Genomic DNA, 16463 nt, shown 5'->3' with positions numbered 1-16463 from the left:
GCTCAACCGGCATCCTTCGCCATGCCGACCAGCGTCTGCTTCGTCACTTCGCCGACCACCCGCCCGGCGACCTTGCCGGACCTGTCGATCACCAGCGTGGTCGGGATCGCGGCCGGCGCGATCTGGCCGCGGAACCGCAGCAGCGCCTTGCCGCTCGGGTCGTAGAGATTCGGGTACGGTACGCCGAACTCCTGGACGAACTTCTTCGCCTGCGCCTGGTCATTGTCCCGGGTGTTCAACCCGATGAACTGCACCGACGATCCGAGTTCCTTGGCCGCACCAACGAGATCGGGGGCTTCCTTCCGGCACGGCGGGCACCACGAGCCCCACACGTTCAGCACCACGACCTTGCCGCGGTGGTCGGACAGCGTCCAGGTCGCGCCGTCGAAGGTGGTGCCGGTCAGCTCCGGCGCCGGCTTGCGGTCGGCCGGCGCGAACACCGACACGTTCCCGTTGCCGCTGACGAAGCCGGCCTGGCCCTGGCGGTTCTGCGCCGCCTGCTGACCCGACGAGCAGGCGGTGACGGCGAGCATCAGGCCCGCCACAAGCAGTACGACGCGACGCATCAGGCCCCTCCGACGAACTTCTTCGGGTTCTTCACCGGCAACAGGTCTTTTGCCGGTTCGGAGTACCCGACGGACACGATCTGATCGCCGTGGAAGGTGAACGAGGTCAGGCTGGCCAGGCTGCACTGCCGTTTGCGCGGGTCGTGCGGCAGCCGGCGGCCCTCGATCGCGGACCGGACGATCCAGATCGGCAGCTGGTGCGAGACGATCAGCGCCTCGTGCCCGGCGGCCTTCTCCCGGGCGGTCTCGATCGCGTCCCGCATCCGGCGGACGAGCTGCTGGTACGGCTCACCCCAGGACGGTTTCAGCGGGTTCCGCAGCAGCCACCAGGCACTCGGGTTCCGCAGCGCGCCGTCGCCGACGCCGAACTTCTTGCCCTCGAACAGGTTCGCCGCCTCGATCACCCGCTCGTCGATGTCCGGGGTGATCCCGAACACCTCGGCGATCGGCCGCATCGTCTCCTGGGCCCGCTCCAGCGGCGAGCTGACCAGGTGCACGATGTCGCGGCCCTTGACGTGCTCGGCGACCCGGTCGGCCATCTGCCGGCCGAGCTCGGACAGGTGGAAGTCGGGGATCCGGCCGTACAGGACTCCGGCCGGGTTGTGCACCTCGCCGTGACGCATCAGGTGCACGACCGTCGTTTCGGTCACCACTGTCCCTTCAGTCCTCGACCGCAGCGGCCGCCCGGGCCGCCGGTGTCAGCGCGGACTCCAGCTCGGCCAGCGCGTCGTCGTCGATCACGGCGCTGACGAACCAGGCCTCGAACGCGCTCGGCGGCAGGTAGACGCCGGCGTCCAGCATGGCATGGAAGAACGCCGTGAACCGGGGCAGCACCTGTGCGTTCGCACCGGCGAAGTCCCGGATCTCGGCAGGTCCCTCCGAAGACTTCACGAAGAAGACGCTGAAGAGGTTCCCGGCCGCGCTGATGACGTGCGGCACACCTTCCTTGTCCAGCGCGGTCGAGACCAGCCGCTGGATGGTCAGCGAGGTCTCGTCGATCTTCGCGTACACGTCGTCGGTGGCCAGCCGGAGCGTGGTCAGGCCGGCGGTGGTGGCGATCGGGTTCCCGGACAGCGTGCCGGCCTGGTAGACCGAGCCCTCCGGAGCCAGATGCGCCATCACGTCGGCGCGACCGCCGAACGCGGCCGCCGGGAAGCCGCCGCCCATCACCTTGCCAAAGGTCATCAGGTCGGGGCGTACGCCGTCGACGCCGTACCAGCCGGAGCGGGTGATCCGGAAGCCGGTCATCACCTCGTCGGAAATGAACAGCGCGCCGTGGTCCGTACACGTCCGGGCCAGGAACGCGTTGAAGTTGTCGCGCGGCGGCACCACGCCCATGTTGCCGGGTGACGCCTCGGTGATCACGGCCGCGATCTGGTCGCCGTACTCGGCGAACGCGGCGGTGACGGCGGCCTGGTCGTTGTACGGCAGCACAATCGTGTCGGCGGTGGTCGCCTCGGTCACCCCGGGCGTACCCGGAATGCCCAGCGTCAGCACGCCCGAACCCGCCTGGGCGAGGAGCGCGTCCACGTGCCCGTGGTAGCAACCCGCGAACTTGACGATCTTCGCGCGGCCGGTGAATCCGCGGGCCAGCCGGAGCGCGGACATCGTTGCCTCGGTACCGGACGACACCAGCCGGACCTTGTCCACCGGCGTGCGGGCCACGAGCTCCTCACCCAGCAGCACCTCGGTCTCGGTCGGCGTACCGAACGAGGTACCGCGGCCGACCGCGGCCTGGACGGCGGCGATCACCTCCGGGTGGGCGTGGCCGAGCAGCAGCGGACCCCAGGACGAGACCAGGTCGAGGTACCGGTTGCCGTCCACGTCGGTCATGTGACATCCGTCACCGGAAGCCATGAAGCGCGGCACGCCGCCAACGGCACGGAACGCGCGGACGGGAGAGTTGACCCCGCCCGGCGTAACGGCGGCGGCCCTGTCGAAAAGCTCGGCGGACTGAACAGTGTGATCGGGCACCGAGCCATTCTCGCTTGCCGCTCTCGCGGGCCGATGGGCAGGGCATCCGGAATTCCCGGCGCGGATCGTCGCCAGGGGGTGTACAGGCGCTTTGTTACGCGCGAGTATGGATCCCCGGTGACCGGTCGTACACGGTCTGCGTCCGGCGCGTAACCCACGCAACGGGGCGGACGTTAGACCTAGAGCGAGCGGAAACCAGAAGACGCAAAGACTGTCCGCAGCGTGGGGCCGGGCCGGTCGATGAGTCACGGAGGGGATTTCTTCGATGGCGAAGGGCAAGCGCCGCGCCACCGGTGGCGGGTGGCGTCAGGTGGCGCCGCTGATTCCGGTCGCGCTGTTCGCGAGCGCGTTCACCGTCAGCGCGACCGACGACCCGGCGATCGCCACCGCGTCGCTGGAGCAGGGCATGGGCGGCGGCAACCCGGTCGTGGTGCCGAAGCAGCCGATCGCGGTGCCGGCGAACGTACCGGTGCCAGGTCAGGTCGGGCCGGGAGTCGGCGCCGGCGAGCCGCCCAACCAGGTCGTCTCGGGGCTGTCCCGCAACGGCATTCCGAACGCGGCACTGAAGGCGTACTCGCGGGCCCAGCAGGTGCTGGCCCAGGCCGATCCGTCCTGCCACCTGCCGTGGACGCTGGTGGCCGCGATCGGCCGGGTCGAGTCCAACCACGGCCGGTTCGGCGGCAACTCGCTGAACTCCAAGGGCGTCGCGGTACCGGGCATCTTCGGCCCGCGCCTGGACGGCTCCGGTGGGACGGCCAAGATCGCCGACACCGACGCCGGCGCGTTCGACGGTGACGGCGCGTTCGACCGCGCGGTCGGCCCGATGCAGTTCATCCCCGGCACCTGGCGAGCCGTGGGAGTGGACGGCGACGGCGACGGCGTGCGGAACCCGCAGGACATCAACGACGCGGCGCTGTCGACCGGTGTGTACCTGTGCTCCGGCAAGACCGACCTGTCCAAGGCGAGCGACCTGAACGCTGCCCTGCTGCGGTACAACCACTCGCAGTCGTACGCGGACCTGGTGATCAGCATCGCCAAGGCGTACGCGGGCGGCAGCTGGATCGCGGTCGGGAACGGCACTTCCGGGGACGACGTGGACACCGCCGGCGAGCAGATCGGCGACCCGAAGATCGACGCGCCGGCGGACAAGAACCTGCCGAAGGCGATCGACCTGCCGACCACCCCGCCGGGCAAGCCGATCCAGACGCCGACCGACGAGCGCGGCGGCGCCCGGCCGGCGATTCCGACCCAGCGCCCGACGACGCCGACCAAGCCGGGCAAGCCGACGGACAAGCCGACACCCGGCAAGCCGACGCCGACCAAGCCGACCACCCCGGGCAAGCCCACCACCAAGCCGACGACGCCGACTACGACGACCCCACCGGGTCTGGTCACGCTGAAGACGGCCGCCGGGCTGATCGTGGGTACGGTCGGCAGCACCCTGCACGAACTGCAGACCGCGACCACCTACTGCCAGTCCGAGCTGTCGAAGGTGACGATCACCAAGCCGACCCAGGACCAGCTGCAGAAGTGCGTGACCGCCTACCAGACCGGTGGCACGAAGGCGGTCGACCAAGTCATCCGCAACCTGCTGTCCCTGCTCGGACTCCTCGGGGTCCTGGGCGGAGGCATCCTCGGGAGCTGATCCCAGCCAGAACTTCACCGACCGGCGCGCCAGCCCCCACCCCTCCCTTGGCGCGCCCCCGGCGACGCCACGGAGCACCTCCCCCCGGCTTCGTGGCGTCGCCCTTTTAACGATCAGGTCAGCGTTTGAGCGACCAGGTCAGCATTTGAACCTTCAGTTCAGCCAGGCCTTTTCGATGGTCTGGGTGATGCTGTTGCCGATCAGATCCGTCGCCGTCACCCGGATGCTGGCGGCCGACTTGGCCGGCGCAGCCGGCAGTTGCGCCCGCACCGTGTTCCCGATCCCGCGCAGTGCGAGCTTCTGCCAGGTCTTCCCGTCGTACGAGATCTCGGCAGTCGTACGGAAGATCGGCAGCCCGCGGACGCCCGGCTGATATCCCGGCGTCAGCTCCAGCAGCCCGTTCGTGTGCTTGTAGTCCACCTGTACGAGCGGCAGCGCGGCCCGGCTCTTGCTGGGCGCCGACACGAAGTGCCACTTGGTGTGCGTCGCGGTCGAGGTTTTCGCCCAGCTCTTCGGCCCACGCTGCTGATCCAGCGTCAGGTCGTACCAGGCAGCCTTCGCCGGTACGGGGAACTGCGCCACCGACCAGTTCTTGCTCCCCAGCTCCACGCCGTTGCTGCTCAGCTTCATGCTGGTCACATCACCACGGTCGGCCCATCCGTACACGGTCCGGTCGCCGCTCACGTACTGCGGGATCGCGATCCGCAACGCATTCTCGAACCGCGCCGGCGGCCACCCCTGCGCCACATCACCTGGCGCTTCCGACAGACCCGGCACGGCCGGACGCGCCAACGACTCCCACCAGGCCCGGCTGACCTGCTCACCCGGCCGGTACCCACGCGAGAGCGTCGCTTCGTAGCCGCTCTCGTTCCATTCACCCGCCACCAGCTTCTCGTCCCAGGTCACGCCCTTCACGTCGCTGGCCAGGTAGTCGGTCCGGGTCAGCGGCCCGGTCACCTGGCGCCCGGCGCCCAGCCCGCTCGCGATCCCGGGCACATGCGCGATCCGCTCCTCCCGGTGCAGGAACCACGCGTCGTTGCGGTTGAACTTCGTCGTCACCACAGCCGGGTTCATCTTCGCGACGTCGTAGGTCAACGGCCCACGGACCGTGGACGGCGCCATCACCAGGTCATACCGGTACGTGCTGTCCAGCAGACCGTTCAGCTTCAGCGTCACCGGGCCTTTCGCGAGCAGGTCGAGCAGTTGCTTGCCCTGCGGTGCCTCGATCAGGTTGAAGGGCAGGCCTTCCTCGGCGAGGGTCGACCAGAAGCCGGGTTTCTCGTTGTACATCAGCACCGCCTTGGCGCCGGCCTCCTTCGCGGCCCGCACCTGCTCGGCGGTCAGGTCATGGTCCCGGAACCGGATCAGGGCCACCTTGCCCTTGGCCCCGGTCAGCTCCGCCGCCGTGCCGTCGCCACCGTTGACGAGCTGCAGCTGCTCGGTTCCGACGTACACGGTCACCTGGTCGCCCTCGCGCGGCGTCGGCAGCCGGAAGCTGCTGCCGGTGCCGCTGACGTCGATGGTCAGCTTCGGCTCGGCGAGGTCCCAGCGCTGCACCAGCTGGAAGGTGCCGTTGGCAACCTTTCCGAACGTCTGCGCGTAGACGCCGTCGGCGACCCGGCCGTCGAGCGACCAGCCGGACACCGCGTCCCGGCCGCCGACCTTGCGGTGCCAGGCGATCTTGACGCTGTCCGGGTCGGACCGCCGCGGCGTCTTGACCGTCACCTTGTGGGCCTTGCGAGCGTCGAAGGTGAAGGTGCGGTCACCGGCGATCCATACGTCCGGTTCGCCGAGCAGACTGATCGAGTTCGTCCAGTCCGCTTCGTCGCCGCCCATCGCGAACGCCATCACGCTGTAACGCCCGGTCGGTACGTCGAGGGTCCGGCTGCCGGTGTCGTCGAAGGCGATCGCCTTCACGTCGCCGGTGTCCTGGTTCCAGAGCTGGACGCCGCTCGAGCCGATCGCCGCCGTGGCCGGTTTGCCGTCGCGGCCGATCGCCTTCACGGTGACCTGGTTCAGTCGTCCACCCGCGGCGAAGCCGAGACCGGTGCGGACCGACTGGTTGCCGGTCTTCGCGGTCAGTACGCCGGAGTAGTTGGCCGGCTGGGTCTTCGCCAGGTTGAGCGTGACGTTCGCGGACGCCGTACCGCCGGCCGGGATCGTCAGCCGGGACGGGCTGACCGTCACGGCTGCCTTCACCTTCGCCGGGGACTGCGCGTCGACGGCCAGCGTCAGCGTCACCGGGCGGTTCGAAGTGTTGCGGTAGGCAACGGTTCGGGTGACCGGCGCGGGAGCGGTCGCACCGGTCCAGGACAGGTCGCCGAACAGCAGGCTGGCGGTGTCCGGGAGAACCGACGGGTTCAGCGCGTTCGGGATGTCGACCCGGCCGAGGCCCTGCTGGTCGACGCGGGCGCCGGCCGACGGGACCGCGGTCGCGGCGAGGGCAGCCTTCAGCTGCGGGCCGGTCCAGTCCGGGTGCCGCTGGGCCAGGATCGCGGCCGCGCCGGCGACATGCGGCGTCGCCATCGAGGTGCCGCTCATCGCGGTGTAGTACTGGCCGAGGATGTGTCCCTGCTCGGTACCGGCGGCCCGGGCGGCGGCGATCTCCACGCCCGGCGCGGTGACCTCGGGCTTCATCGCTCCGTCGCCGAGGCGCGGGCCACGGCTGGAGAAGTTCGCCAGGCTGTCGTCGCGGTCGACCGCACCGACGGTCAGCGCATCGCTCGCCGAACCGGGCGAGCCGACGCTCTCCTCGCCACCGGCGTTACCGGCCGCGATCACGAACAGGGCACCGCTCGATTCCGACAGCCGGTCGACCGCCTGCTCCATCGGGTCAGTGCCGTCCGACGGCATTCCGCCGAGGCTCATGCTGATGACCTTGGCGCCTTGCTTGACGGCCCACTCCATCCCGGCGATCGCCTCGGAGTCGTACCCGCCGCCGCCGTTGTCGAGCACCTTGCCGATCAACAGCTCGGCACCGGGCGCGACCCCCTTCCGCAGGCCGGCCGACGCCGTACCGAGGCCCGCGACGATCGACGCAGTGTGCGTACCGTGACCGTGCAGGTCCTGCACCGCTTCATCCGGTACGAAGCTCTCCGCGGCGACGACCTGCTTGGAAAGATCCGGGTGCCCGGCGTCGTACCCGGTGTCGAGTACGGCGACCTTCACGCCGCGCCCGTCGTACCCCTGCTTCCAGGCCGTCGGCGCACCGATTTGCTTGGCCGAACGGTCGAGCGTGGCGTGCGTACGCCCATCGAGCCAGATCTTGGTGACCTGGCTGCTCTTGAACGTGGTCGGGCCGCTCACGCCGTCCCAGAACGTCTTCGCGTCGGACTTCTTCACGGTGACCGCGGTGCTTCCGACGCTGGCGAGCGTACGGCGGAAGGTGGCGGCCGCCGGCGTACTCGGCGCACTGCGCAAGGTCGCCGGCGCGGTGAGCAGCAGCGGCAGCTGGTCGGTGCTCGCGTCGTCGTACCCCTGCGCGGCGAGCTCCGTCAGGTTGAACAGCCGCTTGTCCAGCTTGCCGGAGGTGACCAGCGGGTACGCCTTGGCCGGGATCAGGCTGAGCTCGCCGTCGAAGGTGCCGAAGTAGTACGGCTCGTCATTGAGCAGGCGGGCCGATGGCCGGCCGTTGGAGCTCGTGGTCAGCTCGGCGACATCACCGGTCAGCAGGGTGATCCGCTTGCTGCTCGTACCAGGCGTCGGCTGACCACTTGAGACGGGATCGGCCGGTGGTGGCGCCGGTGGACCGGCCACCGCGGTGGCCGGCAGCAGCAGGGAACCAGCGGCCACCGCGGCGAGCAGGCTGGTCGCGGTTTTGGACAGTCGGGGAAACATTGGCGGATACCTCCCGATGCCCCGACCCACGCGAGGCCATCGCCGAAACCCTCGCACCGCCGCTCACCCGAGATCCACCACTCCCCCTGACCGACCCCCGCCATGACCGGATTTGGTCAGTCGTTTGGTCACCTTGTGAACCCACCACGCGTTTCGGGCCGCGAAAGTACGTGGTGGGTTCTCAAAGTCAGGCGAAGCGCTTGGCGATGCGCTCGGCGCGCTCGAGGAGGTCGAGGTCGTAGGCGACGCCGGGGACGTAGAAGATCACGTAGTCGGCGCCGGCCTCGAGGACCGCTTCGACCCGGTTCGCGATCTCGTCCTCGGTGGCGATGATGTTGTCCCGGTCGAACTTCTCCCGGTTCATCGGGCCGAGCGCCTTCGCGGTCGCCTGCTGCGGGTCGTCGCCCTTGTCGATCGGGAAGATGTTGAAGTTCGTCGACTTGATGATGTCGTCGTAGTTCCGGCCGAGCTTCTCGCAGTGACCGCGGAGGATGTCCGCCTTCTCCTTGAACAGCTCCGGCTTCCCGGCGCCGATGTTCGCGGCGTCGGCGTACTGCGCGACCAGCTTCAGCGTGACCTTCGGGCCGCCACCACCGATCCAGAAGCTCGGGTGCGGCTTGCGGACGCCCTTCGGCTCGTTGATCGGCGCGTCGATCGAGTAGTACTTGCCGTTGTAGACCGGCTTGTCCTCGGTCCACATCTTGTGGATGATCTCGGTCGCCTCCCGGAACGCGGCCATCCGCTCCGGAATGTCGGTCCACTCGTACCCGTACGCCTTCCACTCGTGCTCGTACCAGCCGGCCCCGATCCCGGCGTACAAGCGGCCGTGGCTGGCGACGTCGACGGTGGACGCGATCTTCGCGTACAGCGCCGGGTTGCGGTACCCGTTGCAGCCGACCATCTGGCCGATGTTCACCCGCTTGGTGTCGCGGGCCAGCGCGGCCGTCGCGCTCCAGCACTCGAAGGTGGTGTTGTCGGTCGGCTCCGGCGTGGTGTGGAAGTGGTCGAACAGCCAGATCGAGTCCCAGGACTGCTCGTCGGCGCGCTTCGCGACGGCCGTCATCGCCTCCCACTGCTCGATCGGGTCGGCGATCGCGGTGAGGTCCATCTTCCAGCCCTGCGGAACGAATACCCCGAAACGTGTAGTCATGCTGTCATCCTTTCCGGCGACAGCCGTCCGGGTCCATGACTACGAGTACTGAATTCGTTCTCAATCAGAGCACTGCTGGTTCTTAATCGGCACTGGTTAGCGGGCGCTGAGCACGCCCGCACCCACCCCGGGACCGCTGCGATCGACGGCGCGACCGGCCAGCAGGGCGTTCAGCGCGACCGGGGCCAGCCGGCCGCCGAACTCCTGGCGGGTCAGTGCGGCGACGCCCGCGGCGGTCGGCGCGGACGCCGACGTACCGAAGAAGCGGCACTTGCCCTGGACCTCGGTCGGGCAGGTACCGGAGCCGAAGCCGCCGGCGCCGCTGACCGACTCACCGTCGGCGGCCAGCCAGTTCGGCGCTGGGAAGCTCAGCTCGCCCGGACCCGGGATGCCGCGGCACGGCCCGGGCTTGCCGGCCGGGCAGCGGGTCGTGGTGAGCAGCTGGGTCGGCCCGGCCGCGCTGTAGGCCTCGAGCGGCGCGGTCGCCGGGTCGGTCGACACGCTCGCGTTCACGGCGCCGGCGCTGGTGGCGAAGACGGTGTAGTTCGAGTCCGGGTTCATCGATCCGGCGCGCTCCGGCGGGTCGATCGTCTGCACCCCGGCGGACAGTGCGCGCCACCGCAGATCCAGTACGGGGGCCTTGCGCGCCGTACTTGTGCTCTCGACATCGACGACGAGTTTCACCGCCTGCGGCGCCCCGGTCGTGTTGTCATACTCGAACTGCTCGATCGTGTCGCCGACACCATTCCCCTGGACCGCGGTGCTCGACGCGAGGCACTTCGTACCGGTGGCGTCCATCAGGTACAGGTTCAGGTCGGTGAAACCGCCTTGGCCGGCGGTCGGGTAGATCGCACGCGGTTCGCTCCACTGCAGCGTCGGCAGGATCGCCGCGCCGGGCAGGAGGTTCAGGTCGTACGAGGTGTCGTTGCCGCGCAGCTTCACGACGTTGTCCGGGTTCTTCGGGCACCCGGTGTACGGGCCCTGCACGCCATCCGGTCCGGCACCCGTACCGATCGCCTGGACCCGGGGCGCGTGCCGGTTGCCGAGGTTGCCGGCCGACGAACTGACCCAGATGCCGTGCTTCGCGAGCGCCTCGGCCGTTGCGGCGCCGAGGCCCTGCTGGAAGGCGGGTTCGTCGTCGAGGGCGATGTCCTCGGCGATCATCGTCACGCCCGCGTTCGCGAGGACGTGGAAGGCCTGGAAGTAGTCCGCGTTCGACTCCAGCGTGCTCGCGAAGGCCAGCTTCGCGTCCGGGGCGAGGTCGTGGATGATCTCCATCATCGCGGTGCCCTCGTCGTTGTCGTACGCGGCCGACCGCAGCACCCTCGTGTCGGCCGGGAGTTCACCGGCGGCGATCGCTTCGGCGACGTGGTCGGCGTCGCCGGAAATCACGCCGATCGTCTGGCCACGGCCGGTGAGACCGCGTGCCTGAGCCTTGTCGGCCTGGTGCAGCTGGACGCCTTCCGCGGTCACCGGTCCGACGTCCACCGCCGGGCGCAGCGAGGGCCGGAGTGCGGTCACCCAGTCAAGGGCGGCAACGGCGTCGAGCTTGTCGTACGGGACCTGCGCCGAAACCAGGCCGGTGTTCGGCAGGTCGGCGCCGGGGACGCTCTTGAAGTCGGCGGAGTTGCTGAGCACGGTCACGCCGAGGTTCGTCAGGTCGGCCTGCTGGCGGGCGTCGATCGGCGCGGCGGCGTACACCTGTACGCCCAGCCGGCCGCCCTGGCCGGTCGCCAGTGACCGCGCCTGCTTGCCCTTGTGCGCGGCCGCTTCCGCCGCGGATCGCAGCATCGACGGCACCTTCGCCGACGAAGGCTCCGCGGCCGCACCCCCAGCCGCTTGAGCCTCAGCCGCGGCCGCGGGCGGGACCGCCGCGACCACAGCCATCGGCACCATCAACAGGACACTGCTCAGCACATACCGGAGCTTCACCGAGTTCTCCCCCACCTGGGCGGCGCGACTCGATCACCCTCACCCACCCGGCAACCGGCTGTCCAGACCTCAGCGCGGCAGTTTCGCGGCTGCCAGGCGGGCGAGTTTGTCGAAGTTCGGCGCCGGTACGCCCGGCCCCATCTCGCTGAACGCCAGCACCGAGACGTTCCGGCCCTTCAGCGTGACCGCGTACGGGAAGCCGCCCGCCTCACTGCCCGGGTCGTTCGGCTTCGGGTAGTCGTACCAGCGGATCACCTGGGTCAGATCGCCGGACGCGCCCTTCACCACCCGGTTCTCGGTGATCTTCCGCGCGTGCGTCGGCGCCGGCTTGCTGTACGTGCAGCTCTTCAGCGTCGCGATCACCGAGTTGTACGCGGCCCGCGCGGTGGCGGCATTCGCGTACTGGCTGACGTACTGCGCGCCGTACGCGTCCAGCTCGTCGGTGAACCCACGCGCCATCCGGGCCGAGACCCGCTTCCCCTCGGTCGACGCCGGCCCGCAGTACACCCGCGGCAGGACGCCCCGATCGACCTGCGTACTCCACTTCCGCCGCGCGTCGGCCTGCTTGACCTGCGCGATGGTCAGCAACTGCGTCCGGCTCAGCGCCGTCGCGGCAGTCGCGCTGGTCCCGCTCGCCGGCGCCGCCGCCGCGCCGCTTGCGCCCAGCAGGCCGAGCCCCGTGACTGTCAGCGCCAGCGCCGCGCCCAGCCCGGCCGTCCGCCGTACCTTGCCCCCAGCAACAAACTTCATGGTTCATCCCCTCGTCGGTCGGTCGTGCCGGGGTAGACGCGAGGGCCGGGCGGAAAGTTCGTTCCGGTCTAGACAAACGCTCGGGAGCGTAGCCGGCGGAGCATCCGGGCGTCCTCGAAGCCGACGGTGCGGGCGGCTGACTCGATCGTGGCGCCGTGGCCGATCAGGTGTTCGGCGCGTTCGAGGCGGAGGAGTTGCTGGTACCGCAGTGGGGTGAGGCCGGTCGCGGTGGTGAAGATCCGGGTCAGCGTACGTTCGCTGACGCCCATCCGGCCGGCCAGCTCCGCGAGCGGAAGGCGGTCCGCGTACTGGGTGTCGATCACGTCCTGGACGCGGTGCGCGAGATCACTGAGATGACCGCGGTGCCGGAGCATCGCGGACTCCTGAAGTTCATCCCCGTTCCGGCGCGCGTACACGACCATCTCCCGGGCGACCCGCGCGGCGGCGAGCGCGCCGTGGTCGATCGCCACCAGGTGCAGCGCGAGGTCGATACCGCTCGCGATCCCGGCGGAGGTGATGACGCGGTCGTCCTCGACGTACAGAACGTCCCGGACGATGGTCGCCCGCGGGTACCGGGCGGCCAGCTCGTCGGTCAGGTCGTGGTGGGTGGTGAACCGCCGCCCGTCGAGCAGCCCCGCCCAGCCGAGCGCGTCGGCGCCCGAGCAGACGCTCGCCACGGTCCCGCCGCCCGCGTGGTGATCGCGCAACCGCTGCCGGATCGCCGGGCCGATCGGCGGCTCCGGTGACAACCGCGGCGACCGCCAGCCCGGGACCAGGACCAGGTCGCCGGGCTCCAGTTCAGGCCAGGCGACCTGCGTACGCAGCGGTACGCCCTGCGCGGTCATCACCTCGTCGGACTCGGCCACGTAGCTCACCTCGTACCCGTATCCGAGGTCGTTCGCGGTCGAGAACACCTGCGCCGGCCCGGCAAGATCCAGCAAGTGCAGCTTGGGTACCAGTACGAAGAGGACGCGAGCGGGACGCATCCGGTCAGGATGACACGGGTACGCCGGTGAGCTCGTCGAGCGTCCGGATGGTGGCGAACCGCCCGGCCAGCGCGTACTCGGTCCGCTCGGTGACCTGCTCGGCCGACAGCGTCCGCGGGTCCGCGAGGATCTCCTCGACACTCGCCTGCTCGCGGATCGACCAGTGCGCCAGCGCCATCGTCGCGGTCGCCTCGGTGACGAACACCACCTCGTACCCGAGATCGGAACCGACCCGCGCGGTGGTCTCGCAGCACTGTTCGGTACGGATGCCGCAGACAACTATTTCGCCGACGCCGTGCTGGGTCAGCAACTGCTGCAGATTCGTTGTGGTGAAGGCGTTGTGCGACGTCTTGGTGATGATCGGTTCAGTGGGCAACGGTTCGAGACCGTCGAGCAACCGGACGTGACCCAGCGCCGGATCGAACGCGCCACCGGTGCCCGGCTCGGAGTGCAGCACCCACACCACCAGGTCGTCCTTGGCGCGGGCGGCACGGACCAGCCGGTCGACCCGCTCGGCGATGTCGGGGTGGTTCACCAGCTGCCAGTTCGGGCGGGTCCGGAAGGACTCCTGGACATCGATCACGATCAGTGCGGTTCGGCTCATGACCCCATCGTCCGGCCGGACCCGCGTCCGGCGGAAGGCTCGATCGGGGCCCGTACCGGACCGATCTGGTCACGCCCGCCCGGACCCTTCGAGCAGCGTGGAGAGATCGGACGAATTCACACCGTTCCGAACTGTTCCAAACACCGGTCTGGCGCGCTTATCGTGCCATCGTCCAGCTTCTACAACGATTGAGGGGATTGCGATGCCCGATCACCTGCCCCGCCGCCAGGTCCTCCGGACCGCCGGCGCCCTGGGCCTCGGTGCCGCCGCCGCGGGCGCTCTCAGCAGTACAGCGGAAGCCTCCACCCGGGCCGGTTCGGCCACTGACACGACAGATAAGTTGGCCGGCATGGGCGAACACCACGGCAAGCTCGAGATCCGCAAGGACCCGTTCGGCAGCACCCCGGACGGCCAGGCGGTGGACGTGTACACGTTCACCAACGGCCGGGTGACGGTCTCGATGCTGACCTGGGGCGCGACCCTGCAGCGGATCGAGACGCCGGACCGCCGCGGCCACACCGAGAACATCAGCCTCGGCTTCGACAACCTGCCCGACTACGCGAAGCTCAGCCCGTACTTCGGCGCCACCATCGGCCGGTACGGCAACCGGATCGCCAAGGGCCGGTTCACGCTGGACGGGACCACGTACCAGATCCCGGTCAACAACGGCGAGAACGCCTTGCACGGCGGCACGGTCGGCTTCGACAAGAAGGTCTGGAAAGCGAAGACGGTCAATACCGGCAAGGCGATCGGCGTCGCGTTCACGTACGTCAGCCCGGACGGCGAAATGGGCTTCCCCGGCGAACTCACCAGCACCGTCACGTACACGCTGGACACCCGCGACAACCTGCGGATCGACTACCACGCGACCGTGGCCGGCAAGCCGACGATCGTGAACCTGACCAACCACGTGTACTTCAACCTGCTCGGCGAGGGCAATGGCAGCATCTACGACCACGTCGCGGAGCTGAACGCGGCCAAGTACACGCCGGTCGACGCGAACCTGATCCCCACCGGCGAGATCGCCCCGGTCGCCGGTACGCCGTTCGACTTCAGCAAGCCGACCGCCATCGGCGCGCGGCTGCGCGGTGACCACCAGCAACTCGTCTTCGGGCGCGGGTACGACCACAACTTCGTCATCGCCGGGCAGCCCGACCGCGACGGACTCCGCCGGGCGGGGCGGTTCTGGGAGCCGGAGCACGGCCGCACGATCGAGGTACGGACCGATCAGCCCGGCGTGCAGTTCTACAGCGGCAACTTCCTGGACGGTACGTTCGCGGGCATCGGCAACAAGGCGTACCGGCAGAGCGACGCCTTCGCGTTCGAGACGCAGCACTTCCCGGACTCGCCCAACCACCCGAACTTCCCGTCCACGGTCCTGCGCCCGGGCGAGACGTACAAGTCGACCACCATCTACACCTTCGGCACCAGGTAGCCCGAATCCCCAGGCCGTCACAATCGCTCCACCGCCGCCCGGCCCCGCCTGATCGCTCGGCCCGGCGCCGATTGTGATGGCCTGGCGATCCGCCTCAGGCGGTCTTCACGACGCCGGCGTCGATCAGGTAGTCGGCGCCGATGATGCTCGCGGTCAGCGGCGAGCACAGCTGGACGATCAGCGCGGCCACTTCGGCGGGCTCGATCAGGCGACCGGTGAGCATGCCCATCTGCTGCGGAATGCCCGCCAGCAGTGCCTCATGCGGTACGCCGAGCGTGCGCGCAAGCTGACCGCCATACCGCTCGGGGTCCGTCAGCAGCCCGGTCCGCACCGGACCCGGTGACACGGTGTTGACCCGCACTCCTTGCGGACCGAACTCCTCGGCCATCGCCTTCCCGAAGGCGGTCAGCGCGGCCTTGGCGGTCGCGTAAGGCATCGGGCCGCTCGACGGCGTGCGGGCCGCGTTCGACGACACGTTGACGATCGCGCCGCCCTGCCGGAGCAGGCTCGGCAACGCGGCGCGAGTAGTCCGTACGGTGGCGAAGTAGTTCACCTCGAACAGCTGGCGCCAGGTCTCGTCATCCAACTGCAAGAACCCGCCGGCCGCCTCGCCGTCACCACCGCCGACGTTGTTCACCAGCAGGTCCAGCTCGCCGACCTCCGCGAGCGCGGCCGCGACCGCCTGCTCCGGCCCATCCGCCGCGGCCAGATCCGCGGCGACGACGTACGCCCCGGTGGCGCGCAGCTCCGGCGTACTGGTCCGGGCCACCGCGACGACCCGCACGCCCTCTGCCGCGAGCTGCTCCACGACCGCCAGCCCGATCCCCCGGCTGGCTCCGGTGACGAGCGCGGTCTTGTCCTTCAACTGGAGATCCATCGGACCCTCTTCTCGATCAATTGCATCTTCGCTGACGCCCAAAAGCTACTACTTGCAACACGAATGTTGCAAGTATCGCGAAATCGGGGACGGACAGGTAGTCTTTTGGGGTGACTGACACCGCCGCGCGCCCGCTGCGGGCGGATGCCGAGCGGACCGTGCGGACGATCCTGGAGGCGGCCGAGCGGGTGCTGAACCGCAACCCGTCCGCCTCGATGGAGGAGATCGCCACCGCGGCCGGCGTCGCCCGGACCACCGTGCACCGGCGGTTCGCGACCCGCGAGGCACTGATCGTGGCGATGAAGACCTGGGCGTCCCGGCAGCTCGCGACCGCCGTCGACGAGGCCCGGTTCGACAGCGCGCCGCCGCTGGTCGCGCTCTACCAGGCGACCGCGAACGCGCTCGAGGTCAAGCTGTCCTGGGGTTTCTCGATGAACACGGCCCTTGCCAGCGGCAACGAAAGTGATCAGATCCTGTCCGAGGTGGTGGCCGCTTGCGACCGGCTATTCGGGCGGCTGCAGGAAGCCGGCGTACTACGGGCGGACGTCGACGTGGTCTGGGTCCGGCGGGTGTACTACGCACTGATCCACGAGGTCTGCGAGAACCGCGCCGCCGACGACTCGGACGACACTGACACGCTTGCGACCCGAGTAGTCGACACCCTGCTTCGCGGAGTAGGAAGCCCGAACACCCAGCTGTAGGGGATG

13 protein-coding genes are annotated in these 16463 nt (G+C 69.5%); 3 read left to right on the top strand and 10 right to left on the bottom strand.

Annotated features, from left to right (window positions below):
• Positions 1-2: 2 nt before the first annotated feature.
• Genes ABD260_RS29570 through hemL form a run of 3 tightly spaced genes read right to left on the bottom strand, consistent with a single transcriptional unit; the run spans position 3 to position 2540 of the window.
• Positions 3-566 carry a TlpA family protein disulfide reductase gene (locus ABD260_RS29570; protein ID WP_344238724.1) on the bottom strand — a complete coding sequence of 188 codons (564 nt, stop codon included), beginning with the start codon at positions 564-566 and terminating at the stop codon, positions 3-5.
• Positions 566-1216 (bottom strand): histidine phosphatase family protein, encoded by a 651-nt coding sequence (locus ABD260_RS29565; protein ID WP_425553418.1) that lies wholly within the window; start codon positions 1214-1216, stop codon positions 566-568. Before ABD260_RS29565 ends, ABD260_RS29570 begins: the two co-directional genes overlap by 1 nt.
• Positions 1217-1226: 10 nt before the next feature.
• Complete coding sequence (gene hemL, locus ABD260_RS29560) at positions 1227-2540, bottom strand: glutamate-1-semialdehyde 2,1-aminomutase (protein WP_344238722.1); 1314 nt, start codon at positions 2538-2540, stop codon at positions 1227-1229.
• 265 nt (positions 2541-2805) lie between these two features.
• Between hemL and ABD260_RS29555 the strand changes: the two genes are divergently transcribed.
• Entirely contained in the window at positions 2806-4185 is a 1380-nt protein-coding gene (locus ABD260_RS29555; RefSeq protein WP_344238720.1) for a lytic transglycosylase domain-containing protein, read from the top strand.
• Positions 4186-4338: 153 nt separating this feature from the next.
• On the opposite strand, the gene ABD260_RS29550 is transcribed toward ABD260_RS29555, so the two are convergent.
• The 6 genes from ABD260_RS29550 to ABD260_RS29525 all read right to left on the bottom strand — a co-directional run bounded on the left by ABD260_RS29550 (position 4339) and on the right by ABD260_RS29525 (position 13444).
• Positions 4339-8022 (bottom strand): S8 family serine peptidase, encoded by a 3684-nt coding sequence (locus ABD260_RS29550; protein ID WP_344238718.1) that lies wholly within the window; start codon positions 8020-8022, stop codon positions 4339-4341.
• 187 nt (positions 8023-8209) lie between these two features.
• Positions 8210-9172 (bottom strand): LLM class F420-dependent oxidoreductase, encoded by a 963-nt coding sequence (locus tag ABD260_RS29545; RefSeq protein ID WP_344238716.1) that lies wholly within the window; start codon positions 9170-9172, stop codon positions 8210-8212.
• Positions 9173-9268: 96 nt separating this feature from the next.
• Positions 9269-11104 carry a S8 family serine peptidase gene (locus ABD260_RS29540; protein WP_344238714.1) on the bottom strand — a complete coding sequence of 612 codons (1836 nt, stop codon included), beginning with the start codon at positions 11102-11104 and terminating at the stop codon, positions 9269-9271.
• 69 nt (positions 11105-11173) lie between these two features.
• A complete protein-coding gene (locus ABD260_RS29535; protein ID WP_344238712.1) occupies positions 11174-11854 on the bottom strand; it encodes a hypothetical protein in 681 nt (226 codons plus the stop codon).
• A 68-nt stretch (positions 11855-11922) separates the two neighbouring features.
• On the bottom strand, positions 11923-12840 hold the full coding sequence (locus tag ABD260_RS29530) for a GlxA family transcriptional regulator (protein ID WP_344238710.1): 918 nt from the start codon (positions 12838-12840) through the stop codon (positions 11923-11925).
• 4 nt (positions 12841-12844) lie between these two features.
• Positions 12845-13444 (bottom strand): isochorismatase family protein, encoded by a 600-nt coding sequence (locus tag ABD260_RS29525; protein ID WP_344238708.1) that lies wholly within the window; start codon positions 13442-13444, stop codon positions 12845-12847.
• Between the two features lie 202 nt (positions 13445-13646).
• On the opposite strand from ABD260_RS29525, the gene ABD260_RS29520 reads away from it, so the two are divergent.
• Entirely contained in the window at positions 13647-14879 is a 1233-nt protein-coding gene (locus tag ABD260_RS29520) for an aldose epimerase family protein (RefSeq protein ID WP_344238706.1), read from the top strand.
• A 94-nt stretch (positions 14880-14973) separates the two neighbouring features.
• Here ABD260_RS29520 and ABD260_RS29515 read toward each other — a convergent pair whose 3' ends face one another.
• On the bottom strand, positions 14974-15756 hold the full coding sequence (locus ABD260_RS29515; RefSeq protein WP_344238704.1) for an SDR family NAD(P)-dependent oxidoreductase: 783 nt from the start codon (positions 15754-15756) through the stop codon (positions 14974-14976).
• Between the two features lie 110 nt (positions 15757-15866).
• On the opposite strand from ABD260_RS29515, the gene ABD260_RS29510 reads away from it, so the two are divergent.
• Positions 15867-16457 carry a TetR/AcrR family transcriptional regulator gene (locus ABD260_RS29510; protein ID WP_344238702.1) on the top strand — a complete coding sequence of 197 codons (591 nt, stop codon included), beginning with the start codon at positions 15867-15869 and terminating at the stop codon, positions 16455-16457.
• The last annotated feature ends 6 nt before the right edge of the window (positions 16458-16463 follow it).

Source organism: Kribbella hippodromi, assembly GCF_039531045.1.
Lineage (GTDB): Bacteria > Actinomycetota > Actinomycetes > Propionibacteriales > Kribbellaceae > Kribbella > Kribbella hippodromi.
Note: the sequence above shows the minus strand (reverse complement) of the source record. Positions and strands in the feature narration are given on the sequence as shown.